The following is a 25,416-nucleotide window of genomic DNA, read 5'->3' on the forward strand; positions in this document are numbered from 1 at the left end:
AATAATAGTGCTTTTAAGAGTGATTTTTAGAGCCTTACGTTACTAATTTATATTGGTAAGTACTTGTTACCTAAAGCATAGGTCTATAAATATAGAAACATAGGTAAAAATATTATTTTTTGACGTGACTTAACTGTGCAGTAAAACGGGATTATTTTATTTAAGTGGTTGTTTTTAATTGATAATAAAACCTAATACCTTTGACTTTAGTCTGTTTTTATTTAAAAATCGAAATGATATATATTTTATAGTATTAACGAGATGTGAATGCTAATCACTGTTTTGTGATAAATAGCTAGATATTACCTTTGTTTTAATTTTTAGTCCCACCTCCATATTACTAATAATTAAACACGGAATAGAGTAGTTATTAACTTGCGCAATAAAAATAAAAAGCGCAAATAAAGGGATTTAAAAATGCAATTCAAACTAAAAAAAATAGCTGCCTTGTTATTCGGGGTGGGTATTAGCCTTTCTGTATTTGCCGAAGATATAGAACTATACGTAAACCATAATGTTGAAACCGACGAAAACCCTCGCGTGCTTATTGTGTTTGATACATCAGGAAGTATGAAGACTGAGCTGCCTAATGGGGGCCCTAAAAAAATCGATGCTGGTATAAGCGCGATGACCCAATTAGTAAGTGATAACAGCTCGATTGATTTTGGTTTAATGCGTTTTTATAGTTCATACGGTGGATATGTTTTATCTGATGTTGGGACTGATCACGATACTATCACGGATAAAATTGAAGAATTAAGTGCGGGTGGAAGCACGCCTTTAGCTGAGACTCTATGGGAGGCTTATCGATACTTAAGAGGTTGGTATGTTGATTATGGTCGAAATAAAGGTGATAGGGATTATTCTGCCGAAACAGGGAATCGATATGACGGCTATGATTCTAAATACATCTCGCCCTTTAAAGCTGTTCAAGGTTCTGATGAGCGCTGTGACAACTCTATTAACGTGATTTTAATGACCGACGGTGATCCCTACAACGATAATCAGTCAGACTCAGATATAAAAGCATTATACAAATCTACTTTTGGCTCAAACCCAGCTAAAACAAGTGGCAGTTATTTAGCCGCTTTAGCTCAAATAATACATGGTACAAGAGATGTTGAGGTGGACTTGTACGACACCACGCCAGAGGTTGCCGATACTGGGCGAGTTTTTACTATCGGTTTTGGTAGTGGCATGAGTACAAATGGTAAAAAACTATTAGAAAAAACCGCTTTATTGGGAGGAGGCGAGTACTTACATGCAGATACATCAACTGAACTTTCTGAAGCGCTTAATAATACAATATCGAAAATACGCGAAGTTAACGATAGTTTTTCATCTCCTACGGTAGCAAGTAACAATGTTGACCAAACTCGTAGCCGAGAATCAATTTATTTTGCGATGTTTTACCCAGAAACAGGCGCACGCTGGAGCGGGAATTTAAAAAAGCTTAAAGTGTCTGGTGCAAATATTGTAGATTCAACTGATAAAATAGCTTTAGATAATAATGGGTTGATTGATGAAAAAGCACGAACTTTTTGGCTGCCAACTAATAAGCCTGCAGACGGTAATTTAGTGGCTCAGGGGGGCGTAAATTTACTTTTATCAACCCTAGACCCTGATAGCCGTAAAATTTACATAGATAAAACGGGTAGTATTATTGATTTTACTTTTGATAAAGTACAAACCATTTTAAATTTAGCGACAAGTACAGTTACCGATCTTGCCCCTGATTTGATTCCTAATATTGGGTTAACTTTAGAGGAAGATGATATTAGCTGGGCACGAGGGGTTGATGTTGATAATGAAGATGGAGATAACTCATCAGTCGATCAGCGAATCAATATTTTTGGCGACCCTTTGCATTCAAAACCGGTATCTATAGATTACGGCGATGGAAGTATTCATATACTTGTTGGTACCAATGCCGGCTTTTTACATATGTTTGAAGACAAAGGCGATACAGTTGAAGAAAGGTGGGCTTTTACACCTGCAGCCTTATTAAAAAACATTCCGGCTTTGCGGAGTAATCTCGCAAATACAAAAGTGTATGGCATGGATGGCCCTATAAGTGTGTTCTTTAATAATAAAAGTTTAAACACTGATGGTTTAAATGATGGCGTTGTTAAAGCAAGTGAGGGCGATGAAGTTTGGGCATTTACAGGCATGCGCCGAGGCGGTAAAAATTACTACGGCCTGGATATAAGTGACCCAGATAAACCTAAAAAATTATGGAATAAGCCAATTGTTGGTGGCTCTGAAGAATTTAAATATTTAGCACAAACATGGTCTAAGCCCCAAATTGCGTATATTAAAGCGTTTGGTGAGGATCCATTGCTGATATTTGGCGCAGGCTACGATACAAACAAAGATAATGCGATTAGAACAACAGATGAAACCGGGCTAGGTATTTACATTGTTAATGCTAAAACTGGCGAAAAGGTATGGGCGCTCACTCCAGATGAACATGGTTTTACCGGTGAGCACAGTATTGCAGCGGATGTAACTACGCTTGACTCAGATTACGATGGGTATATTGACCGAATTTATGCAACCGATACTGGCGGTAATATTTGGCGTGTAGATATTCCCACCGATGATGAAGATGAGATTACTCACTTTAAACTTGCGGAGCTTGGCAGTACATTAGCGTCACAAGACAGACGTTTTTTTTATAAACCGTTAGTTGCTAGAACGCTGTTTAGTAAAGTTACTAAGACCAATTATGATGGTGAAATGATCACGACTCGTTTAGACACCCCGTACGACGCAATTGTGATAGGCAGCGGAAACCGCTCAAACCCACTTGCTACTAATGAGCAAGATCAGCTTTATATGATCCGTGATGAAAACACCTTAACAAAAATATTTACTGAATTTCCAGATCCAATAGTGCCAGATGATTTAATGAAAATGAATGAAGACCCATTTGGTAACGCACTTGATGACGTTGATAAGTTTGTTAACCTTGAAGTTAAGTTAGCTGAATTTAAAGGGTGGCGATATGAATTAGGGACAGGTGAGAAGTCCCTTGCTGCAGCTACAGTCGTTGGTGGGGTTGCTTACTTTACTTCCTTTACGCCCGCATCTTCCTCATCAACTCAAAACCAATGCTCGTTAACAGGTGGCGGTGGGTCGCTTTATGCCTTTCATTTACATTACGGAACGAAGGTTTATGACGATGTGAAATTTGCAACAAGTAATGATGTACCAGATACACCACAACTATTTTTTGGAGAAGGACCTTCGTGTGAAGATAGTGATGCCAATGGTAAGTGCGATTGGGATGATGAAACGGATGTAACGCAAATTAGTCAGTTTTATTTAATAGGCCCTGGGATTGAGGGTTCTGATAAGCCAATAAAAGCTATTGAAATACTTGGACCAAATTTAAATATTGAAGATGGAAAAGTTAAGCTAGTAAATGGCGCTGAACCAATTGGTTTTGGCTTCAAAACTCAGCAAACGTATATTTATAAACGCGAAGAAAACGATAGTCAGGCAAATTAATAATACGATACTATAAGCTTTAGCCACCTTATTTAGGTGGCTTTTTGCTTTTAGAAGCTAATCAAAAATACAGATGGTTTGCTTATATAATTGTTTTATAGTCATCGCAGCGCTCTAAACCAACCCATGTGTAATATACATTCGTTTACAAAACTCGGTCATCACTTGAGCCCTTTACTCTAGGCACTTGCAGTCCATATTAGTCAATAATAACTGGTATTAGTTATATTTAATTAACAAATGTAAAAGCTAAACTTAACAAGGCGTGTCACTATATAGGTACAGGGCATGTTAACTTGTTGCCATCCCCCCATAAAAATTCAATAAATTTCTGTTGTTTAAATCTATTTATTTAATTTATAACAATATGATTTTTAATAATAATTAAAGTGCAAAAAAGGAAGTCTTTGTATGTTTTTTAAAAAAAGTCAGTTAGCTATTTCATTAGCGTTTACGCTAGGCCTTGTTGGATGTGGCGGCGGTGGCGATGATAAAGTGGTCGTTGTAGAGCCAGTTGTAGCTAAGCCTGACCCTATAAAAGTAGACCCCGTAGAAGTTAACACTATCTCTCTTACTGGAAAGGTTATTGATGGCTATGTATCTGGTGCAATAGTATGGCTAGATATTGATGGCGATGGTACTTTTGACGAGCAAACAGAACCTTCTGTAGTCTCTGAAGAATCGGGTAATTATAGTTTTAATTTTACAGAAGAGCAGGCGCTGTGTGTGCCGTATTCAACTATGTATGTTGATGTACCTGTTGGCGCAATTGACGAGGATTTAGGAGAGGTAACACAAGCGTATCAAATGTCATTTCCGCCCTCAATTGAGGCTTTAACTGATGAAGACATTCGAAATATATCACCTTTAACAACCGTTATTTGGGAGCAATTGAGTCTTCAATTACAAAAAGTTGGTAGCAATAATTTAAGTTGTGATGCACTCAAAGAAAATACTGAGTTACTTGCAAATCTTCAAAGCGAAATAACAAATGTTATGCAAAACTTGGTAGCGCATTATAATTTGTCGACTGAACAAATGTACTCAGATTTTATTGCCAATAGTGACAGTGATGCTTACGACAGAGCACAGGCGATTGTTAAAGGACTAAAAGCGGCCTATAAATTCAAGCAAGAGCTAGATGCTCAGTTTCCTGATGCAGAAGAAGTAAGAGCAGTTATTTACCAAGACACAGCAAAAGATGCAGAGTATGGGTTTGAAAATGCATGGTACCGCGACAAAGTTATTTTTGCAGGCGCTGAGCTTATTTATGAGCAAGTAAAGCTTCAAAATACAAACGAACTCGACAAAATTGACGTTATTTTGTCTCGATTGGATTCAACAGATACGCCTTGGGGCGAAGAATCATTAAATGGAAAATTAACAGTTAGAGATGATGTTTACATTAACGCCGATCGTACTTACCGATGCTCTAGCATTGAGAACGTTAGTTTTGAGCAAAGCAATGTGCTTTATGGCGTTGATAATACAAGCCCATCGGTTAACTTTCCTACAGCAGATGAATGCGTTAGTGCTAATTTAGATACACCGTTCGAGCGAGGTTTTAGCATTAGCTATACTGAGTCAGGATCGTTTTATCAAACTGACTTTGCCTTTAGAGAAGAAAATGCCGATTTTCAAACATTATCTAATTGGGTAAATGTTAAAGACAAAGCTGCTGATTTAGAAACTCAAGATTTAGTTACTGTACTCGCTGCTATGCCCTATAAGTTTGATGACGAAACATCTATTGATGCTAGCTTTTGGCGTAAATACAAAACCACAGATAACGTACGTATTACGAAAACAATTGAAGGGAAATGGTTTAGAGATACCCGCCAAGAAGATGGAACAATGCTGCATGAGTGCGGTGAAAATGGTGTTGATTGGGTGCAATGCGAATAATTTAAAAAGCACTTTAATAAATATTAGTTTAATGTCTGTCAGTTAATAACTGACATGCATTTTTTTGTTCAAAAAAGCTTACTTTTACGTGCAGTTTTATTATATACCTGCTGAACTTTATTTTTAATCTGTTTTTTACTCGGGTTTACTGTAAAATTACTGGGTTAACATTTGTTAAGCAGTGCTTACAATTGTTATTGCTCGTTAAGTATTTAAACTAATTTAAGTAGAGCTTATGATTTTTTATATTATTGGGTTAAGTTTACTGGTTATTATTTTATGCGTTGCACTTTATGTAATTTACAGCAACGTACATAAAAGCCGGGTAAGAAAATCCAAGGAATACAACGTACTGTTTGATAAAGACACGATAGTGGATGATTTAATCACTCAACTAACAGAAAAAAATCAAACACAAGAAAACCAAGATAAAACAGCAAAAGGTAAAGAAGAAATCCTTGCAACATTTGTTGAGTTACATCGCTCTGGTAGCTTTTGCGCACATTTGAGTGAACAGGAAATTATTTACTTTGTTAAAAAGAAATTAAACATGGAGAGTAGTAAAAATGGATAGCGAAAAAGCAGTCCCAGCAGTAAAAAGTGGCTCATTTATGAGTCGATTTGGTCGTCGTAATGTAATTGTTGTTTCATCAATTGTTGTTGTATTAGCGGTAATTGCAACGCTGACATCGCAAGTTGTTTCATGGAATGAAGCTGATGAGCGTTTAGTCCATCAATCGGCTTTTACAGGTAACTTAACCGTAATAAATCAAGCCGGCCCTTATTTAAAAGCGTTTGGTACTACATCGGCTTATAAAAAAGTAATTTCGATTAATTTTACGGGTGACGCAGGCGCAACAGCAAGCGCAATTGTACCGCTAATACCCATTCGATTTTTAGATACGACAACGGGTGGCGCACGCGGTGTTTCTCGTTTTAGATTGCCAGGCAATGTACCAGCAGCAGAATCGGGTGCTCTACGTGGTTTACTTAAAATACACGAAGAGTTTGGTTCACAAGAAACATTAATATCTAATTTATTAATGCGTGCAACCACTGAAAATGTAAAAGCATCGGCGCGTATGATGTCGGTAGAGCAACATTACTCTGGTGGTAATGGTCAATTAAGCCAAGATTTTGCTGATCAATTAACCAACGGTATTTTTGTTACTGAACAAATTATTAGTACCGGTGAGCGCGATAAATCTGACGATTTAGGTAATTTAAGTAAACAGCAGCGCGTCACTATTAATATTAAAATGGACGATGAAGGTAATACACTGCGCAATGCACCTATTTTAGGCGCTTATGGTATTACAGTAGTTGATGCCAGCATTATTGATATTGACTACGAAAGCAAAGTAAACGCTCGCCTTGAGGCGCAAAAGCAAGCAGCTGCAGATGAAGCGCTAGCGCGTCAAAATCTTAAAAAAGCTGAGCAACAAGCACGAACTGAAGTGGCTTTAGGTGAACAAGCAATTGCTAAGCAACGTGCTGAATCAGAAAAGCTAAAAATTAAAGAGCAAATTGATGCTGAGCGAATTAAGGCAAATGCCATTATTTCTGCACAGCAACGTGTTGCTGTAAAAGCGGAGCTTGCAAAAGAGCAAGAAGAGATTTTAAAACAACAACGCCTAGAAGCATTAGGTATGGACGTTTTAGCTGAGGCTCGTTTAAGAGCTAAGTCTGCGGCACTTGATCCTAAGTATGTATTTGATGAAACGCTAAAAGCAGAAGTTAAAATTCAGACTGCTTTATTTACAAGTTTAGGCAATAGCCGTTTAGTGCCTGAAATTGTAATAGGCGGGAGCCAAGGCGAGCAAAGTAATGGCTCAGAATTTATGCGCTTATTAGCCGCTGATGCAGCATTAAGTCTTAAAAAACGTTTAGAAAAAGATAAAAAATAAACAATAGTTAAGTATTGTACAAACAATAAAAACGTTGGCTGATTCGCATTGGCCAACGTTTTTTATTGCGTAAATTTTGTTATTGTATGGTGCGGCTTAGCTTGTGAAAACAAGCTTTTTAAATTATGAAATAAAAGAGTGAGCAGTACTTATGGACTCCAGCAGTAATCAGTTTATTTTAGATTTAGGGCAAGAGCATATTACCATCCAGCGTCGATATGAAGCGCTGGGTGCATTTAACGATTTTTTGATTGCCGTGTGGTTTTTAATTGGTAGTTTTTTCTTTTTAAATGACTCATTAGTAGAGAGTGGCACATGGTTGTTTATAGCGGGCAGTGCCCAATTACTTATAAAGCCTGTTTTGAAATTGATCAGCTTAGTGCATGTTAGTCGGGTATTTCATTCAAATAAAACTCCATAAATAAAACCATAAATACGACTCATGATGAGTTCAGTTACTATGGCTAATAATTTACCAGTATAAGTTATTTAAATATCAAGGATAGAGCAGTGAAAGTACTTAAGTGGATTGCAATTGGAATAGCTACTTTATTAATTATAGGCTTACTAATTCCCGAAAAAATAATGATTCCGGTACAAGGTGCTACACCTAAAGATTGGAACCATAATACATTTTGGTATGAGCCTTGGGGCAGATCGGGTGTGCACAAAGGAATTGATATTTTTGGCATAAAGAACACTCCTGTAGTTGCCTCAACAAACGGGATTGTTATATTTGCAGGTGAATTAACTCGTGGTGGTAAAGTGGTTGCGGTGCTTGGGCCTAAATGGCGTATACATTATTTTGCACATTTAAATGACTACTCGGTAAGTGCAGGTGATGTTGTAAGCATAAACAGTCAAATTGGGTTACTAGGCGATACCGGAAATGCCGCCGGGAAGCAGCCTCATGTACATTATTCTATTTTATCGTTAGTGCCCATGCCATGGCTTTATACAACACAAAGCCAAGGCTGGAAAAAGATGTTTTTTTTGAGTCCACACGACAAATTAAAAACTACTTAGCCTGCAACTGGGGTTTTACCCGCGCGAATATTTTTAATGCTTTTAATAAACATATAAATACAGGTAGTGATTAAACAGCCTGCTAAATAAAACACAATACCGTTTGATGCATCAGATAAATTGGCAGCAAGCATAGGGCCAAATACCGAACCAATACTGTAACTTAAAAGCATAACCTCAGTTGCTGAGACTATTTTTGCTATTGGCAATGAGTCGCACGCAAGTGTTATAGCAATCGGGTAAAGTGCAAAGCTGCACGCGCCTAGTATTAAGTAGCTCACTATTAATCCTGCTAAAGTGTTTGCTTGTAATATACCCACAGCACCGGCTGCGCCTACTAAACAAAACATACCCATCAGTAAGCTTTTTTCAAGCCGAGTAGATAAGTAACTCACAAGCGGCTGCACGACCATGCCGCCTAAAATAATAACCGCCATGAGTGTCCCTGTGTACTGAGCTTGATCAGTCTGTGCTGCAATATAAACAGGCATTAAGCCGTAAATAGGGCCCAGTAATAAGCCTGATGCTAAGCATCCGAGCATAGCTGGGTGGCTTAGTGATTTTATTTCTTTTAGTGGTAGTTTTTCAAGATGTTGTTTTTCTGGCTGACCTTTAGTTATTAATAAAGGCGCTAAAATAGCTAAAAATAATAACGAGGCTACAAATAAATAAGGCGTTGAACCTTCGGTGCCAAGCGGCCCTATAGCAAGTTGACCAACCGCGCTGCCCCCATAAAGTGATGTCATGTATAAGCCCAAACGTTTTGCACGCGACTTTGCGGTATTGGTCATTAATAACCAAGACTCAACAACTACAAATACACCGGCAACAGCAACACCTGCTACAAATCGTGCAATTAACCAGTTAACGGTATTTGGTAGTGCAAGTTGTGCAAGCACGCTTACTATTAATAAGCTTAAAAATAATATAAATGCGAAGCGATGACCAATTTTTACCACAATGCGCTCTATTGTGGTGGCGCCAATAAGTAAGCCAAAGTAAAAAATGCTCGCAAGCCAAGGCGCTAGGTTTTCATCAAGTTTAAATGCGGGTAACGACAGTGGAATAAGGCTCATTAAAAAGCCGGATGCGATAGCAAAAAATGACAGCCCTATAACAGGCGCTAAAGGGTTGTTAGAAGTGCTTGTGGCGGCTAATTCGGCCATGTGTGTTTATCGACTCGTTGAGATAAATAACCACTGTTTTAAAGTTTGAGAGGTTACTTTAATAATAAAATTTGCGCGAATTTAGTGCCAAATTAAAAATAAGTAAAGTGATATTTTATTAAACAATATAAATATATTTTAAAACGATCGTTTTGGTAAATTATCGGATCGATTATGCTTTTTATTGTAGTGTTTTTATGTAGATATTGTTTTATATTTGTGAGTATTTATTAGGGCGTGTTGATCTTTGTGGATTGAAATTTGTCAATCTAGGGGCGATTTAATCGCGGCGCGAGGTTTGTAACCTAGCGGGCTAAGTAAAAACCGAGCAACAAAGAGTTAATCGTCCCTAGATCGAGCTCAAAGGGCAGCGCATGTTTGGCATTTATGCTGCGTTATCGCCTATTTATGGGGAATAACCACACTACATAGGCTCTGCCTTGCTTAAATACCAAACAGTCTGCTGCAAAGTTAATCACGAAAGGTCAGCACGCCCTAGTGTTAAACCCTATGTAAAATAGGGTTTAACAGTTTTTAAAGTGATAAAATTAACATTTATTTGTTTATTGCATTGCTAGTGCAAGGTGGTGATATAAACCAATACCAACAATCACATTAAACGGGAAAGTTACACCAAGAGAGCTCAGCATAGCAAGACCAATATCGGCTTTAGGAATTGCCGCTTTTATTGCAGCGGGTGCGGCTATGTAAGAGGCGCTGGCTACTAAACTTCCCAATATAACTACCGAGCCTAATTCTAAATTTAAAAGTGTGCCTACTGCTGTGCCAATCGTACCTAAAAATAGCGGGGTGACAATAGCAAATACCGCGAGCTTCCAATGTTCCCAGGGGATAGGGCGCAAAGTTTGCGCGGCTACTAAACCCATTTCTAGTAAAAATAATGCCAGAACAACCTTAAAGCTACTTGTTAAAAGGCTAGTTACTTGGCTGCCTTGAACTGTGCCGTACATCATACCTATAACGACACCACCTATAAGCAAAATGACACTTTTGTTCGTAAGAGTTTCGTGCCAAAGCGCTTTTAACGATGGTTCACTTTTTTGGCTGTTTTGTTTATCAAGTTTTCGGTAAAGCAATAAACCAACAATGATTGCAGGGAGCTCTAACATCACTAAATACAGGGTTACTTCTGCACCCACTACCAATTTAGCCGATTCGGCATAGGCAAGCGCTACAGCAAATGTCCCCGCACTTACTGAGCCATAATGCGCGGCAATGCTGGCAATATTAGCAACAGAGAGTTTAATCACGTATTTTAAAATAGGGTAAAGCATCAATGGTATAAGTGCGCCAAGCAACATTACCGAACCCATTTCGGGCAGTAGTTGCCAGCTTAAGTTACCGTGTAGCACCATACCGCCTTTTAAGCCGATGGTTAACATGAGCAATAAGCTTAATGTGTCATAGGTGGCTTTTGGAATAGCCAAGTCCGAGCGTAAAATACCCGCCACTAATCCTAAAATAAAAAACATAACAACAATATCTGGCACAGGCTTTCCTTACTAGGTGGTAAATTAAGTGGCGCTATTGTAGATAAAACTTTGTATAGTAAATAATAAAATAAATACGAGTTATGTATAGATAAATATCTATAGCTGATTTATTAAGTGCAGTTTGTTAGGTTTATGAGGTAGGTATGGATTTACGACATATATCGTTTAGGTTGCTCGAAGTATTTATGAGCGTGGTTAAAACAGGTTCAATAAGCGAAACTGCAAGGCGTTTACACCTAACGCAGCCAACGGTATCGCTACAAATAAAGCGATTACAAGAAGCGGTAAGTGAGCCGTTATTACTTATGCAACAGCAAAAGCTACACGTAACCGATGCCGGACTTGAGCTATTTAAAACTTGCCAGCAGGTGTTTGGTCATTTTGACGATTATCAAGATTTTTTAACCGAGCTTAACGGTGGGGCACGCGGTCGTTGTAAAATTGCGATGGTTAATACGGCGCAATATATTTTACCGAAATTACTTGGCCCCTATAGTAATTTACATCCCCACGTTGAACTTCCGCTTGAGATTGGTAACAGGGCAGAGGTGCTTGATAGGTTTGAGCGAGGAGAGGACGATATTTATGTATTTAGCCACCCGCCGTCGCTTGAGAGCGCACAAGCTGCGCGCTTTTTGCATAATCCACTTGAATTTATAGTGCCACTAAACCACCCGCTAGCTCACGTAAAAGCCGTTAAATTAACGGATTTAATGCAGTATCGCTTTTTACTCCGAGAAAATGGCTCAGCGACCCGTATGTTATTTGAAAGCGAGTTACAAAGCCGAGGCTTAGTGCTGAGCGATAGCGTACAAATGGCGAGTAATGAAGCAATACGCGTTGCGGTTGCATCGGGGATGGGCATTGCGGTTTTATCACGCCATGTACTTGCAACAGACGATACAAGTTTTAAAATTTTAAACGTAACCGATACTCATTTAGCGAGTCATTGGTATTTTGTAATGCGAACAGATAGGCACATATCGCATGCTGCACGTAACTTTTTAAAGTTTGCGCAGCAGCACGTAGAGCAATATTTAGGTACACAGTGGGTGCGTAATGAGTTACATAACTTAGATTTAAACTAGATTTAAATTAGGTTTAAAGTTAATTAATATCGGGTGTTGAGTCTCTTAAAATAAGCTTTGGCTGAAACACGTGCTTTACTGTTATGCCGCTTTTTTTATAAATGTCTTTAAGTACTAAGTTAGCCGCAGCTCGGCCCATTTCGGGAACTGGGTTATCTATTGTAGTAAGCGTTGGGTAGAGGTAATTGGTAAAAATTACGTTATCGAACCCAATAATGGCTAAATCTTTTGGTAGGTTAAAACCGTGTTCGCGGGCGTATTTCATAGCACCCGATGCCATTTCGTCATTGGCACATACAAGAGCAGTTATTTGCGCTTTATTTTGAATAAAATGCCTTAAGCCGTCGCTGCCACCAGTTTCTTTAAAGTCACCTACATAATATAAGTTTTCGTCAAAGGTGATGTTGTATTCTGCTAGTGCTTGTTTGTGACCTTTCAAACGATTTGACGCATCTTCTTTAAACTGCGGGCCTGCTATGTACGCAATGTTTTTATGACCTTTGTTGATCATGGCTTTAGTGGCTAAGTAGCCGCCCATTACGTTGTCGAGGCTAATGCAGTTTTCTTCAATTTCTTTAACGTAGCGGCTCATTAAGTAAATAGGGGTTTTGCCTTTACTTAACTCAATTAGATACTCGTTTGATACCGCTTCTACGTGGGCAATAATAGCGTCGCAATTACGGCCTATTAAAAATTCAAAGCCGCTTTTTTCTTTTTTCTCGTCACTGTGCCCTGGGGTAATAATAACGTGTTTACCCGCAATACGAAGATGTTCTTCAATGGCTGACATCATTTGACCAAAAAACGGACCATCCAACTCCGAAACTAAAATACCGACGCTGTTTGTAGTGCTAGAGGCTAAAGAGCGTGCAATAGAACTTGGCTGATAGCCTAGCTCTTTCATTGCTTCTAATACCTTTTTTTTAGTTTTTTTGCTTACGTAGTCGTTGTCGTTAAGTACCCTTGAAACAGTTGATAAAGACACACCTGCCATTTCTGATACTTGATAAATTGTCGCCATTGATGTCCTAGCTTATATGTGTTTTTACTCGCGCTTTATAAAAATATAAAGCGCGAAGAGTCATTAAAAGTTAATTTACACATTACTGCGTCTAATTGCTAAGTCTTCTGTTATTTTTTGCGTCATTGCTGAGGTAAGCGGATAAATAAGCATCAATGCGGCGCCTAAAAATGCAAATGCGGCAGGTATCCAACTCATAAGTAACTGCATGCCAGGTAGAGCTTGGGTAATTGTTAGCTCATCCATGCCGTTATAACCGTAGCCTGCAAGTACCACTAATACTAATGCACCTGCAAAACCACCACCGGTTTTTTGCACAAACGTACCCGCAGAATAAATAAGCCCTGTTGCGCGGCGTTTATTTTTCCACTCTGAGTAATCGGCTGAATCGCCAAGCATACTAAAGAACAATGTTGGCATCATGGCGGCAAAAAATTCAGCAGCGCAACCAAAGGTAAATACTGCAACCAGGTTATCGCTAGGTACCCAGTAAAATGCAGTAGTGAGTAACCCGCTTAGCATTAATGATGCAATAAAGAGGTTTCGTTTACCCATTATTTCGGCCAGTTTACCTGTGGCAAGTGCGCCTAATATAGATACAATCAACAAGGCAATAAAGTATTGCCCAGCCATGAGTTCATTAGCTACGTGGTATTTAAAGTAATATGCAATTACTCCGTATTTTATGCCATTAAACATCATGGTTAAAAAACCAATGCCGAGTAACACCAACCAAGGTTTGTTGGTCAGAAGATCAACCATGTCGCGCTGTGAACCTGTTAGGCTTTGCTTATCTTTATTGAGTAATTTTTTAATAACGAATGTCATTGCTGCCATAACAAGGGCAAAAAATACGCCGCTGTATAAATCGCGGTAATAAAAAAACAAGGTAGTAGCAAGCAAAGGTAGGATTATAAATGGCAAGCTTTTGGTTAAATCAAATAACTCTGATTTTAAATTCCCTTCATTTGAGGCGTGCGGTGTTACACGCTCTTTAGTGGTCGCAAACGTTATAATCATTAAAATAATAAGTAAGCTGGCAAATAAGTACATAGTAAGCTGATAGCCTTTAGCGTTGTCGCCGCCACCAAAAAATGCCACTAGCTCAGGTAAAAAACCCATAACCAATAAACCACCAGTAAACGCACCTGCAAACCTAAAACCAGAGAGCTTTGTGCGCTCTGTGTCGTCTGGTGTCATAACGCCCATAAGTGCCGAATAGGGCACGTTACTTACGGTGTAGGCAAGCGTTAAACCTATGTAGGTTACGTAGGCATAAATAAGTTTGTTGGTGGTGCTAAAGTCGGGTGTAGTAAAACACAACACCATAAACAAGCCCAAAAATGGTGCCGAGTAGAGTATCCATGGGCGAAATTTACCAAAGCGCGACTGCGTTCTGTCGGCAATCATACCCATAATAATATCGGTTACGCCATCAGATAGCCTTACCACTAAAAACAACATGGCAGCGGCAGCCGCCGATATGCCAAATGTATCGGTGTAAAACACCGCTAAATAAGCAAGCGCGCCGCGCCACACTAAGTTAGCGCCGGCATCGCCCATGGCGTAACCGACTTTTTCGTATAAAGGGAGTTTGTTCACAGTGTGTGTTCTTATTGTTATAAGCCGATAATTTATCGGCTTGTTATGAGTTTAGTGTACGCTTTACCGCTGGCTTTAACAGTTCGTTTTTGTGTGTTGTAGTCTACGTGTACTATTCCAAAACGTTTTAAATATCCTTCAGCCCATTCAAAGTTATCCATTAAGCTCCAAGCAAAGTAGCCATCTACTTTTACGCCTTGCTCAGCTGCGTTATGTAGGGCATTTAAATGCTCGTGGTAATATTCAATACGGTCGTTATCGTTCACTTCACCGTCTTTAAATTCGTCAGCCATGGCTGCGCCATTTTCGGTAATATAAATAGGCGGTAGGGTGTATTTTTCGTTTAACGATACAAGTAACTCTGTAAGTGCTTTAGGATAAATTTCCCAGCCTATATCGGTCATTGGCGTTTTATGTGGCAGCTCATGGTAAAAGTCGGTTTCGCTTGCTTGATAATGCATGCGGGTATAAAAGTTAACCCCTAGGTAATCTAGTGGTTGAGCAATTATTTCCATGTCGCCATCCAAAATATCAGGGCGGTGGGCTTTAGGTAATTGATTAATAATATCAGGGTACTTACCTTGCATTACAGGCTGCATGTACCATTGGTTTATGTAGTCATCAGCAAATGCAGTCGCTTTTAAATCTTCTTCGCATTGGGTAACTGAGTAACAAGGCGTAAAGTTAAGTACAATACCGTTTAATGTATTTGGGCTATTTTTAGCAAGTACTTGCATAGCCAATCCGTGGCCCAGTAATAAGTGATGCGCAGCTTTACGACCAAACTCGCGACCTACAATACCCGGCGCATGTACGCCTATTTCGTAACCTAAGTAAGAGCTACAAAACGGCTCGTTTAAGGTGGCGTACGAGTGTACGCGGTCACCAAATGCTTTTGTAATTAAATCTGTGTAATGCGCAAATTCGTAAGCGGTGTTACGGTTTAGCCAACCGCCTTCGTCTTCAATATGTTGTGGTAAATCCCAGTGGTACAGCGTTACAAAAGCTTTAATGTTACGGCGTTTTAATTCATCTAAAATGTCGGTGTAAAATTTAACACCTGTCGGGTTTAGGTGGCCATTTTTAGTCATTACGCGCGGCCATGAAATAGAAAGTCTGTAAGCGTCTACACCTAATGACTCAATTAAGTTTATATCGTCTTTCCAGCGAGAGTAGTGCTCGCAGGCTACATCGCCATTTGAATTATCGACTATTTTGCCTTCTTTACTGCAAAAGGTATCCCAAATACATGGCAAGCGATCGGTTGCGCCGCCTTCAATTTGAAATGAGGCCGTAGCTACACCATAGGTAAAATTTTTGGCTAAAAGGGGTGAGCCACTAGGTAAAGATAATTGTTTCATTAAGAGAAAACCTCTGCTTCTTTTTTGGTAAAGGTTGCTTTGTATATATCGTGTATTAAATTCAATATTGGAAGCGCTTCCATATTTAATTTGATTAATCACTAAGGATGGTATTTAATAACTTTAAGGAAGCGCTTCCATATTTAGGTTAGTGGCTATTGCTAAGTAGGTCAATAGTTAAATTTAAATAACAAATAGGTGCTGCACAAAAACACACTGACACAACACAGGGCTATAAAAATGAAAAAAAGCTTAAACACTAATAGGTTACGAATGCTCCCTATTTTAATAGGCGGATTATGCGTTCTAAGTGCGTGTAATAAACAAGAAGCTAACGCTAATAATAACGAAAGCGCGGTGGCCAAAAATACTGAGCATGAGCAAGGTGATTTATCACTTTGGCCAACGCTTAAAAGCAAAGTAGTGAAAACGCCTGAAATTGAAAATACGATTGCACAATATTTAAAAACAATGACGCTTGAGCAAAAAGTAGCGCAGATGATCCAACCTGAAATTCGCGATATAACCGCTGAAGACATGCGCAAATATGGCTTTGGTTCGTATTTAAATGGCGGTGGCTCGTTCCCGAATGCTGATAAACATGCAACGCCTGCCGATTGGATAACACTTGCTGAGAGTATGTATCAGGCATCGGTTGATGACTCAATTGATGGCAGTAAAATTCCAACTATGTGGGGCACTGATGCGGTACATGGTCATAATAATGTGATTGGCGCGACGTTATTTCCGCACAATATTGGTTTAGGTGCAGCAAATAATCCTGCATTAATTGAGCAAATTGCAGCAGCTACGGCAATAGAAGTAATGGCAACAGGCATAGATTGGGTATTTGCACCAACAGTTGCTGTAGTGCGCGACGACCGATGGGGCAGAACGTATGAAGGCTACTCAGAAGGCCCTGCAATTGTACGTGAATATTCAGCCGCAATTGTAAACGGATTACAAGGCAGAGCTGGTGATGATTTTTTAAGTGACAAACACGTAATTAGTACTGTTAAGCACTTTTTAGGCGATGGCGGCACGGTAGATGGCGACGATCAAGGTGACAACATTGATAGCGAAGAGACGTTATATAACATTCATGCGCAAGGTTATATAGGAGGCTTAACCGCAGGTAGCCAATCGGTTATGGCATCGTTTAATAGCTGGAATGGTAAAAAAAATCACGGTAATAAATACTTACTTACCGATGTACTAAAAACAAAAATGGGTTTTGATGGCTTTGTTGTAGGCGATTGGAATGGGCACGGACAAGTTGCCGGCTGTACAAATGAAAGCTGCCCGCAAGCTGTTAATGCCGGGCTTGATATTTTTATGGTGCCAACGGGTGCTTGGAAACCACTTTATGAAAATACAATTAAACAAGTAAAAGCGGGCACAATAACAATGGCGCGAATAGATGACGCCGTGGCACGTATTTTACGCGTTAAGTTACGCGCAGGTTTATTTGATAAACCAAGCCCCGCAAATCGAAAATACTCAGGTAAGTTAGAACTCATAGGTGCACCTGCACATCGCGATATTGCCCGCCAAGCGGTACAAGAGTCGTTAGTACTGCTTAAAAACAACAACCATTTATTACCGCTTAACCCGTCAAGCAACATACTTATAGCAGGCGATGCGGCTGATAACATTGGCAAGCAATCGGGTGGTTGGAGTATTACGTGGCAGGGAACTAATAATCAAAATGCAGATTTTCCTGGAGCAACGTCTATTTATGCCGGATTAAAAACGCAAATAGACTCTGCTGGCGGTAACGCTATTTTAAGCCCAACGGGTGAATTTAATACTAAACCCGATGTAGCCATTGTTGTATTTGGTGAAGAACCATATGCAGAGGGGCATGGCGATAAAGACAACCTTGAGTTTGAGCGTAACAATAAACGCTCTCTTAAAATATTAAAAACATTAAAGCAGCAAAATATACCGGTTGTTTCTGTGTTTATATCGGGCAGACCAATGTGGGTTAACAGCGAGCTAAACGCGTCAGATGCATTTGTAGCAGCATGGCTGCCTGGCACTGAAGGGCAAGGCATTGCAGATGTTTTATTAGCGGATGCAAGTGGGCAGGTACAATACGACTTTAAAGGTAAATTGTCGTTCTCATGGCCTAAATCGCCACTGCAAACCGCAGTAAATAAGGGCGATGCTGATTACTCACCATTATTACCCTATGGCTTTGGTTTAACCTATAAAGATGAAAGTACGCTTGCCAATAATCTAAATGAAGACTCAGGTGTTGATATTAGTAACCTTGCACCGCTGTCTATATTTAATGGCAGTTTTAAAACGCCGTGGCGTTTGTTTTTAAATTCAAACAGCGAGCAGCACCAAGTAGCAAGTAACAGTGTAAAGCTCGGTGGCATTACTTATCGCACTGAAGACAAAACCATTCAAGAAGATGCGATGCAATTTAACTTTGATGGCACTGCATCCAGCTACATCGAAATTAATAGTAACTTTACCGAAGACAAAGTGGCCTACATTGAAGCAAATTCGGCCCTTAGTTTTAGCTATAAAGTAAACCAAATACCTAGCTCACATACATACCTTGCAATGAAGTGCGAACAAGGTTGTGGCGGCGAGCTTGATATTACTAATGAGCTTGAAAATGCTGATTTAAATACATGGCAAACCATGAGTATAGATTTAACCTGTTTTGCTAAAAAGGGCGTTGATTTTGCCAGAGTAACCAGCCCTTTTATTATTAAAACAGCAGGAGAGCTTAGCGTTTCAGTTGCAGATATTAGCTTTGAACCACAAAGCGCTAAAAGCGCCGTGGTTAAGTGTGAATAATAAAACGTAAAAGTAGTTGTGTGTACCCAAAGCCCTGAGGGCATGTTGATCTTTGTGGATTGAAATTTGTTCAATCTAGGGGCAATTTAATCGCGGCGAGAGGTTTGTAACCTAGTGGGCTAAGTAAAAACCGAGCAACAAAGAGTAAATTGCCCCTAGGCAGAACCCTACGGGCAGCGCATGTTTGGCATTTATGCTACGTTATCGCCTATTTATGGGGAATAACCACACTACATAGGCTCTGCCTTGCCTAAAAACCAAACATACTGCTGCAAATTCAACCACCAAAGAATAACACGCCCTAATAAGGGCTTTTTTATGCTGGGCAATATTGTTTTAAAAACTCATGATGAGGCGGTAATTGGCTAACGCGCTGTTCTATTTGCTGTTTAATACCGTGTAAAAAACGGGTGAGTTCTTCATCGCTCATCATGCTGGCTATTAAGTGATGTTGATTAGGCTCAATACCTTGACCAAGCATAACTTGCACCCACGAATCGACTCTAAAAATGTCGCCATCGTCTAAAAATACACGGCCGGTTTGCTTAAACAAATCAATTTTATGCTGAAGTGTTTTTGGCACCTCCATCGCACTACAGTGTTGCCAAAACTCACTGTCATCGCGATTAGTTACTTTGTAATGCAGCACAATAAAGTCGCGAATATTTTCTATTTCGCTTTTAAGCTGTTTGTTGTATTCGTCAATGGCGTGATTGGTAATGCCATTAAACGGAAATAAACGCATAAAGCGAATAATACCCGACATAATTAAGTGAATGCTGGTGGACTCAAGTGGCTCTACAAAACCGCTAGCAAGGCCAAGCGCTAGGCAGTTTTTGTTCCAGCCTTTTAAGCGACGCCCTGTTTTAAATTTAATAATACGCGGCTCTGTAAGCGCCTCGCCCTCAATGTTATTTAACAGCAACGCTTTGGCTTGTTCGTCATCCATATATTGGCTGCAATAAACTAATCCGTTACCTACACGGTTTTGCAGCGGTATACGCCATTGCCAGCCGCTTTTGTGGGCAATAGAGCGGGTAAGTGGCAATACGGTATCGCTGGTGGATTTTGTTTGCACGGCAATGGCGCTGTTACACGGTAATAAGTGCGACCAGTCTTCGTAGCCAGTATGCAATGCTTGCTCTATTAATAAGCCTCTAAAGCCGGTGCAATCAATAAAAAAGTCGCCATTAATATACTCGCCACTATTTAAAGTTAATGACTCTATATGGCCTGTTTTAGTGTTTTTTACTACTTTTTGTATTTTGCCTTCAATACGTTTTACACCTAACGGCTCTGAAAATTCACGTAAAAACTGCGCGTAACGCGTGGCATCCATATGGTAGGCATAGTTAATGGGGTTTTGCTGATTAAACGCAAATTTACCGGCTTTAGCCGCTTGCAGCTCGTAGCAGTAATCGCCAAATGGGTTGTTTATTCCAAGTGCTTTACCCTGCAGCCAAAAGTGATGAAATTCACCCGCCCAACATTCTTTGCCTGTTGCGCCAAATGAGTGAATATAATGCGTGTTTTCATCGCCCCAGTTTTCAAAGCTAATACCTAATTTAAAACTGGCTTGAGTGGCTTTCATAAATGCTTGCTCGTTTATACCCAGCAATTTATGAAATGTACGAATAGGCGGAATTGTTGCTTCGCCAACACCTACAGTGGCAATATCGTCAGATTCAACAAGGGTTATGTTTATATTGTTGCCAACTAGTTTAGCAAGTGCCGCTGCAGCCATCCAACCTGCAGTGCCGCCCCCAGCAATTACTACGTTTTTAACAGCGTTTGTTTTAGTCATTATGTGGCTGCCCATTATTTGATAAAAGATGATTTAAAAGCGCGCGATTACTTGGCAGTCCATTTAAGTACTGCGCTATTTTTTCGCGGTTTTGCTGATAATAGTAATCCCCAGCATGTGGGTCGTTAAATGCATTTTGTGCAGATACAGTTTGCGTATTAAAGCCCATGCCATATAAAACGTATTGGTAACTGCTTGATGAAAACACTTCTTCGTTTTCAATAAAATCAAAGCGGCTAGGGGGTTGAAATTGCCAAAGTTTAAGTAAGTTTTGCAGGCGCTCGGGCGCGGTATTTAAATTACTAATATCTTGCCAATAAGGAGTGTCGTCGCGCTCGCTTAGCACATAATGAAGCTTTAAAAATTCAACAACGCGCTGCCAACGCGTGCTAAAACGATCATTAAAACGCGTTTCAAGCTGGCTCATGTGTGTGCGGTTTTGCGGTAGTTGCTCGCTTATCATGCTAATTGAAAGCTCAACCATGGCAAGTGCTGACGCTTCAAGTGGCTCTAAAAAGCCAGCTGACATACCCACGGCAACACAGTTTTTAATCCAAAATTTTTGCCTGTAGCCAGGGCTGAATTTTAATACGCGGTAGTTAAGTTGCTCAGCTTGTTGCTCACTGGTACTTTTAGCTATGTAGCTTTTTAGTGTGTTTGTTGCGCTTTCATCACTTTGATATTTACTACTAAATACATAACCTGTACCACGGCGTGTTGGCAGGGCTATATCCCAAATCCAGCCGTTACTTTGTGCTGTAGATAGCGTTGCAGAGGCAATTGGCTGATTGGTGTGTGCATTAGGTATTTGCGCTGCAACAGCGCTGTTATTAAATAAAATATGATCTTGCGCTATAAACTCACTATTAAAATGTTCACCAATTAAACGAGCACGAGAGCCTGAGCAATCTATAAATAAATCACCTGTTATATCGCCATTGTTATTTGTTTTTATTGCGGCAATATAGCCATGCTCGTCGTTAATAACCTCGGTTACATCGTCAGTAATATGTGTAACGTTTAGGTTTTTAACGCAGTGATTTTTTAAAAATTCAGCAAATTTACCCGCATCTAAATGATAACCATAGTTGGTGACTGCTGCGTATTCGGGGGTTTGTAATTGCTTTGGCGCAAGTGCTGCTTGGCATACAAAGCTTTGCATATTAACAACGTCGGCAAATTTTTGATTAGGTGCAATGCGTTGCCAGCTGGCGTGTAAATTGGTTTGCTCATAGCCTTGTGGATTCATAAAAGGGTGATAGTAGTTTTCTCCCTCACTGAGGTTGCGCCAATTTATAAATTTAGAACCTTGCTTAAATGACGCGTCGCACTGCGTTATAAAATCAATTTCTTTAATGCCAATGCGTTGTAGCGTATTGCGCATTGACGGCCATGTACCTTCGCCCACGCCCAATATAGGCACATTTGCCGACTCCACTAACGTTACACTAAGGTGCGGGTGTTCGGCGGCTAATAAACCTGCACTTAGCCAACCGGCAGTGCCACCACCTAAAACGACTATTTTTGTTATTGATTTGGTCATGAGTTAACACCCTAAAATTGATAACAATTAAACTAGCATTAATACTGTTTTAAATACAAAAAAGCCGCTAGTAAAAACTAACGGCTTTACTTTGTATTACCTTTAGAAGTTGTAACGCATACCAATATTGTAACGTGCGCCTAGCTGTTGTAGGTTCCACAATTGAACTGAAGTACGGCCATGTTCGCGGCTGTTTTGCTCAGTTATGTTAAGGCCTTCAACAAAAAACGAGAGTTGCTCGCTGTAGTTGTACGCAACATTAAAGTCGATTTGATAATATTCTTCAGTAAAGCCTGGCTCATTAACGTATCGAGCTGCGCTATTTAAAAACTTATCACGCCAGTTGTAAGCAATACGCGCTTGAAAATCATCGTTTTCGTACATTGCAATAAAGTTAGCTGTATCGCTTAAACCCACTAGTGCAAATTGTGTTGTAGTAGGGTCGGCGTTTACATCAAAGTCTATGTCGCCGTTAACTGTGGTGTAGTTTGCTTGCACACCAAAACCACTTTCACCAAAAAAGTGCTGAAAGGCAATTTCAAAACCATCAATGGTGGCATTTTTATTGTTGGTAGGTACTTGCGCTGTAAATTCTAGTAATGGGTCATCGCTGTTAGCAATTACATCGTAAGCGGCTTCAAACTCTTCGTAGGTCATAGAGTCAAAATCAACGTTATTTTCTGTTGCGGCAACCATTTGAAATAAGTTTGAATCGGTTAGGGCAAGTCCGCGAGATTCTAGTTCAGCAATCGCAGCTTGTGCGCGAGGGCCTGCTGTTGCATCGCGTAATCCGTAGTAGTTTTGCGTCATTGGTGTCAAACCAATAAAGTTTTCGATGTCTTTAGTGTAATAACCTACCGACACATAACTTGTTTCTGCAAAGTACCACTCAGCCGATACATCAATATTGTCTGATTCAAGCGGCACTAAGCCAGGGTTACCCGTTGACGCTGTAGCCGGTGAAGAACCCGCTAAAAGAGTAGGGGCACCCGGTACACCAACAGTCGCTGCTGAACTTAAGTTGTCGTAAGTTGGGCGAGCAATTGTAGTGCTATAAGAAAAACGCGCTTTTACGTTTTCGATTACTTCAATGTCAAAGTCAAAGCTTGGTAAAAAGTGATCGTAGCTAGATTTAAGGGTGAAATCTTCTTTATCTGAGCCAAAACGAACGTTAAAGTCGTTATTACCTTCCCACGCGACTGCGTTAGGTAAGTCGATATTAGCCGTTGAGGTAATGTCGGTAGACTCTTGGCGCGCTCCAATAACAATGTTGTATGGCATATCGCCAATGTAGCCGTTGTAAGTAAATTGCACAAACGCTGCGGTTATATCTTCTTCAATGGTGCGGTTAGTTGCAAATGCGCCATCGGCTGCAAAGTTAAATCCGTATTCTTCACCTGCCCAGTAACCAATTTGCGATGCGCTGCCGGTATAACCTTGGTTGTACGAACCCGATGTATCGTAGTCGTCAAACTCAGCTAAAAAGTTTGTTGGGTTTAGGTAGCCATCAGGTAGTTCGCCTGGGTTTTCTATGCCCCAGTTACCCATTGTATTACGTGTAAGTGATTGCAGTGAATGGCTTTCCATAGAGCGAGACTCTATACCAAAGTCAATTGCGCCGTTTTCAATTTCGTATTTACCATGGATTCTAAATTCTGTGATTTCAGACTCTTGGCGAGCAAAGTTAGAATCTAAAATAGACGTACCCACATCAGAGGCATCTAACGTGTTATTACAATTTAGGTTGTCTCGGCGGCAATCATCAAAATCGATACTCATTGATGGCAGTTCGCGGCTAAAATCAACTTCTTGTGCGTTAACTACATTTGCGCCCAAGCCTGCGTTTACCCAGCTGCCGTAAGGTGCATCTGGTTTGCTAGTGGCTTTTGAATTGTGCGCATCAAACATAAAGCTCAATTCTGAATTAAAATAGTACTCAACGTTTAAGCCAATAGAGTCGTTTTGATTAACTTGGTTTAGCTCTTGAAACGCTAAGCCTAAATCGCGTGTTTGCTGATCGCGACGTTCTTCTCGGTAATAAATAGGGGTTTTTACCGTGTTATCGTCAAACGTTAGCGCGCTTTTGTAGTTATCCATCCATATTGATTGCTCAGCACGGGCTTCGAATAAATCTTGTTTAGAATATGTGTAATCAAGCGTGGCTGTTAAATCGTCAATTGGGCTGTACTGCAGCGTTAATTGCGCGTTTGTACGCGTACGTTCTCTGTCGGCAATGGTGTAGCGCAAATCTGATGGCATTGAATAAAGCTGACCAACAGCGGGTGCATTAGTTAAAACAATATCGTCTGCTGCTTGTGGGATTGTGCCGTCAAAAGCAGATGTGTTCCATTGATTTACAAACGCACCTGTTGATGAGCTATCGCGCTGTTGCATGCTTGCAGTTAACGAGGCACCAAATTTAGCTTCACTGTCGGTCCAGCTAATTAAGCCCGAAAGCTCTGGTGTTATGTCATCACCAACGCGGTTTGTTGAATCGTGTAATGCTTTTACGCCAATGCTTGAAACAAAGCCTGGGTTATCAAGTGGGCGAGCGGTATTAATATTAATTGTTGCGCCAATACCACCTGATGCAATACTTGCTTTACCCGTTTTATATACTTCAACCGATTTAACGCTATCAGACGCTAAGTTTGCAAAATCAAAAGCACGAGAGCTGGGTGTACCGCCGCCTGAAGGCAATGAAGCTGCCGGCATAGTACGTCCGTTTAGGGTTACCATATTGTAGTCGGGGCCAAAACCACGAACTGTTACTTTAGAGCCTTCACCATTTGAGCGATCAATCGACACACCCGTAATACGCTGTAGCGACTCTGCTAAGTTGGTATCTGGGAATTTACCAATATCTTCAGCTGATATAGCATCTACAACGCCTGCAGCGTCGCGTTTTAAACGAGTAGACTCTTTAATACTACTTTTAAAACCAGTAACTTGAATTACTTCAACATCTGTATTTGCTTCTTGTGCATATACAGGTAAAGAGATTGATGCGCCTAAAATCAGAGATAGGCTGGTTGCTATCTTTGTTTTTCTTACAATATGGTTAGACATTCGGTTTCCCTCGCGCTTTTATCATTATTATTAACAGCTTGTATGGGGCTGTTATTGTGTAATTGTAAACATTGTCAAAT

General features: G+C 40.0%; 16 protein-coding genes. 8 read left to right on the forward strand and 8 right to left on the reverse strand.

All coding sequences use genetic code 11. The annotated features are described in order from the left end of the window. Positions 1-417: 417 nt before the first annotated feature. From I6E80_RS16695 to I6E80_RS16720, 6 genes are all read left to right on the forward strand, one after another. Entirely contained in the window at positions 418-3,513 is a 3,096-nt protein-coding gene (locus I6E80_RS16695; RefSeq protein WP_197186015.1) for a pilus assembly protein, read from the forward strand. A gap of 411 nt (positions 3,514-3,924) precedes the next feature. Continuing rightward, the gene (locus I6E80_RS16700; RefSeq protein ID WP_197186016.1) at positions 3,925-5,418 is read left to right on the forward strand and encodes a hypothetical protein; all 1,494 of its coding nucleotides are present in this window, start codon (positions 3,925-3,927) and stop codon (positions 5,416-5,418) included. Between the two features lie 235 nt (positions 5,419-5,653). Then, a complete protein-coding gene (locus I6E80_RS16705) occupies positions 5,654-5,992 on the forward strand; it encodes a hypothetical protein (RefSeq protein WP_024600640.1) in 339 nt (112 codons plus the stop codon). Beyond that, positions 5,985-7,325: an SPFH domain-containing protein gene (locus I6E80_RS16710; RefSeq protein ID WP_076925962.1), complete on the forward strand. Its 1,341-nt coding sequence runs from the start codon at positions 5,985-5,987 to the stop codon at positions 7,323-7,325. The genes I6E80_RS16705 and I6E80_RS16710 overlap by 8 nt, the downstream gene beginning before the upstream one ends. A gap of 151 nt (positions 7,326-7,476) precedes the next feature. After that, positions 7,477-7,746 carry a YrhK family protein gene (locus I6E80_RS16715; protein WP_076925961.1) on the forward strand — a complete coding sequence of 90 codons (270 nt, stop codon included), beginning with the start codon at positions 7,477-7,479 and terminating at the stop codon, positions 7,744-7,746. 89 nt (positions 7,747-7,835) lie between these two features. Then, positions 7,836-8,351, forward strand: coding sequence for a M23 family metallopeptidase (locus I6E80_RS16720; protein ID WP_197186017.1), 516 nt, complete (start codon positions 7,836-7,838; stop codon positions 8,349-8,351). Here the strand turns inward: I6E80_RS16720 and I6E80_RS16725 are convergent. Together I6E80_RS16725 and I6E80_RS16730 are read right to left on the reverse strand one after the other, a co-directional pair. After that, positions 8,348-9,517, reverse strand: a complete 1,170-nt coding sequence (locus I6E80_RS16725; protein ID WP_076925960.1) for an MFS transporter — start codon at positions 9,515-9,517, stop codon at positions 8,348-8,350. The genes I6E80_RS16720 and I6E80_RS16725 overlap by 4 nt on opposite strands. 563 nt (positions 9,518-10,080) lie before the next feature. Beyond that, positions 10,081-11,028, reverse strand: a complete 948-nt coding sequence (locus I6E80_RS16730; protein WP_197186018.1) for a sodium-dependent bicarbonate transport family permease — start codon at positions 11,026-11,028, stop codon at positions 10,081-10,083. Positions 11,029-11,174: 146 nt separating this feature from the next. Here I6E80_RS16730 and I6E80_RS16735 point away from each other — a divergent pair, with 146 nt between their 5' ends. Then, complete coding sequence (locus I6E80_RS16735) at positions 11,175-12,119, forward strand: LysR family transcriptional regulator (RefSeq protein WP_197186019.1); 945 nt, start codon at positions 11,175-11,177, stop codon at positions 12,117-12,119. A 19-nt stretch (positions 12,120-12,138) separates the two neighbouring features. Here the strand turns inward: I6E80_RS16735 and I6E80_RS16740 are convergent, their stop codons facing one another. The 3 genes from I6E80_RS16740 to I6E80_RS16750 all read right to left on the reverse strand — a co-directional run bounded on the left by I6E80_RS16740 (position 12,139) and on the right by I6E80_RS16750 (position 16,103). Continuing rightward, the gene (locus I6E80_RS16740; RefSeq protein WP_024594396.1) at positions 12,139-13,140 is read right to left on the reverse strand and encodes a LacI family DNA-binding transcriptional regulator; all 1,002 of its coding nucleotides are present in this window, start codon (positions 13,138-13,140) and stop codon (positions 12,139-12,141) included. 75 nt (positions 13,141-13,215) lie between these two features. Next, complete coding sequence (locus I6E80_RS16745; protein WP_197111431.1) at positions 13,216-14,742, reverse strand: MFS transporter; 1,527 nt, start codon at positions 14,740-14,742, stop codon at positions 13,216-13,218. A gap of 32 nt (positions 14,743-14,774) precedes the next feature. Continuing rightward, on the reverse strand, positions 14,775-16,103 hold the full coding sequence (locus I6E80_RS16750; protein ID WP_197186020.1) for a GH1 family beta-glucosidase: 1,329 nt from the start codon (positions 16,101-16,103) through the stop codon (positions 14,775-14,777). A gap of 240 nt (positions 16,104-16,343) precedes the next feature. Here I6E80_RS16750 and I6E80_RS16755 point away from each other — a divergent pair, with 240 nt between their 5' ends. Beyond that, positions 16,344-18,920: an exo 1,3/1,4-beta-D-glucan glucohydrolase gene (locus tag I6E80_RS16755; RefSeq protein ID WP_197186021.1), complete on the forward strand. Its 2,577-nt coding sequence runs from the start codon at positions 16,344-16,346 to the stop codon at positions 18,918-18,920. A gap of 316 nt (positions 18,921-19,236) precedes the next feature. Here the strand turns inward: I6E80_RS16755 and I6E80_RS16760 are convergent, their stop codons facing one another. From I6E80_RS16760 to I6E80_RS16770, 3 genes are all read right to left on the reverse strand, one after another. Further along, positions 19,237-20,724 (reverse strand): tryptophan halogenase family protein, encoded by a 1,488-nt coding sequence (locus I6E80_RS16760; RefSeq protein ID WP_197186022.1) that lies wholly within the window; start codon positions 20,722-20,724, stop codon positions 19,237-19,239. Then, a complete protein-coding gene (locus I6E80_RS16765) occupies positions 20,717-22,267 on the reverse strand; it encodes a tryptophan halogenase family protein (protein ID WP_197186023.1) in 1,551 nt (516 codons plus the stop codon). Before I6E80_RS16765 ends, I6E80_RS16760 begins: the two co-directional genes overlap by 8 nt. Before the next feature lie 102 nt (positions 22,268-22,369). Then, positions 22,370-25,336 carry a TonB-dependent receptor gene (locus I6E80_RS16770; RefSeq protein ID WP_076925949.1) on the reverse strand — a complete coding sequence of 989 codons (2,967 nt, stop codon included), beginning with the start codon at positions 25,334-25,336 and terminating at the stop codon, positions 22,370-22,372. Between the last annotated feature and the right edge of the window lie 80 nt (positions 25,337-25,416).

It is taken from the genome of Pseudoalteromonas sp. NSLLW218, assembly GCF_015864775.1.
In the GTDB taxonomy this organism is placed as follows: Bacteria; Pseudomonadota; Gammaproteobacteria; order Enterobacterales; family Alteromonadaceae; genus Pseudoalteromonas.

Excerpts from the sequence above, each read along its gene's own strand:
- I6E80_RS16755 (WP_197186021.1), top strand. The coding sequence starts at position 16,344 with ATGAAAAAAAGCTTAAACACTAATAGGTTACGAATGCTCCCTATTTTA.
- I6E80_RS16750 (WP_197186020.1), bottom strand. The coding sequence starts at position 16,103 with ATGAAACAATTATCTTTACCTAGTGGCTCACCCCTTTTAGCCAAAAAT.
- I6E80_RS16710 (WP_076925962.1), top strand. The coding sequence starts at position 5,985 with ATGGATAGCGAAAAAGCAGTCCCAGCAGTAAAAAGTGGCTCATTTATG.
- I6E80_RS16700 (WP_197186016.1), top strand. The coding sequence starts at position 3,925 with ATGTTTTTTAAAAAAAGTCAGTTAGCTATTTCATTAGCGTTTACGCTA.
- I6E80_RS16770 (WP_076925949.1), bottom strand. The coding sequence starts at position 25,336 with ATGTCTAACCATATTGTAAGAAAAACAAAGATAGCAACCAGCCTATCT.
- I6E80_RS16725 (WP_076925960.1), bottom strand. The coding sequence starts at position 9,517 with ATGGCCGAATTAGCCGCCACAAGCACTTCTAACAACCCTTTAGCGCCT.
- I6E80_RS16765 (WP_197186023.1), bottom strand. The coding sequence starts at position 22,267 with ATGACCAAATCAATAACAAAAATAGTCGTTTTAGGTGGTGGCACTGCC.
- I6E80_RS16735 (WP_197186019.1), top strand. The coding sequence starts at position 11,175 with ATGGATTTACGACATATATCGTTTAGGTTGCTCGAAGTATTTATGAGC.
- I6E80_RS16760 (WP_197186022.1), bottom strand. The coding sequence starts at position 20,724 with ATGACTAAAACAAACGCTGTTAAAAACGTAGTAATTGCTGGGGGCGGC.
- I6E80_RS16740 (WP_024594396.1), bottom strand. The coding sequence starts at position 13,140 with ATGGCGACAATTTATCAAGTATCAGAAATGGCAGGTGTGTCTTTATCA.
- I6E80_RS16695 (WP_197186015.1), top strand. The coding sequence starts at position 418 with ATGCAATTCAAACTAAAAAAAATAGCTGCCTTGTTATTCGGGGTGGGT.
- I6E80_RS16715 (WP_076925961.1), top strand. The coding sequence starts at position 7,477 with ATGGACTCCAGCAGTAATCAGTTTATTTTAGATTTAGGGCAAGAGCAT.
- I6E80_RS16705 (WP_024600640.1), top strand. The coding sequence starts at position 5,654 with ATGATTTTTTATATTATTGGGTTAAGTTTACTGGTTATTATTTTATGC.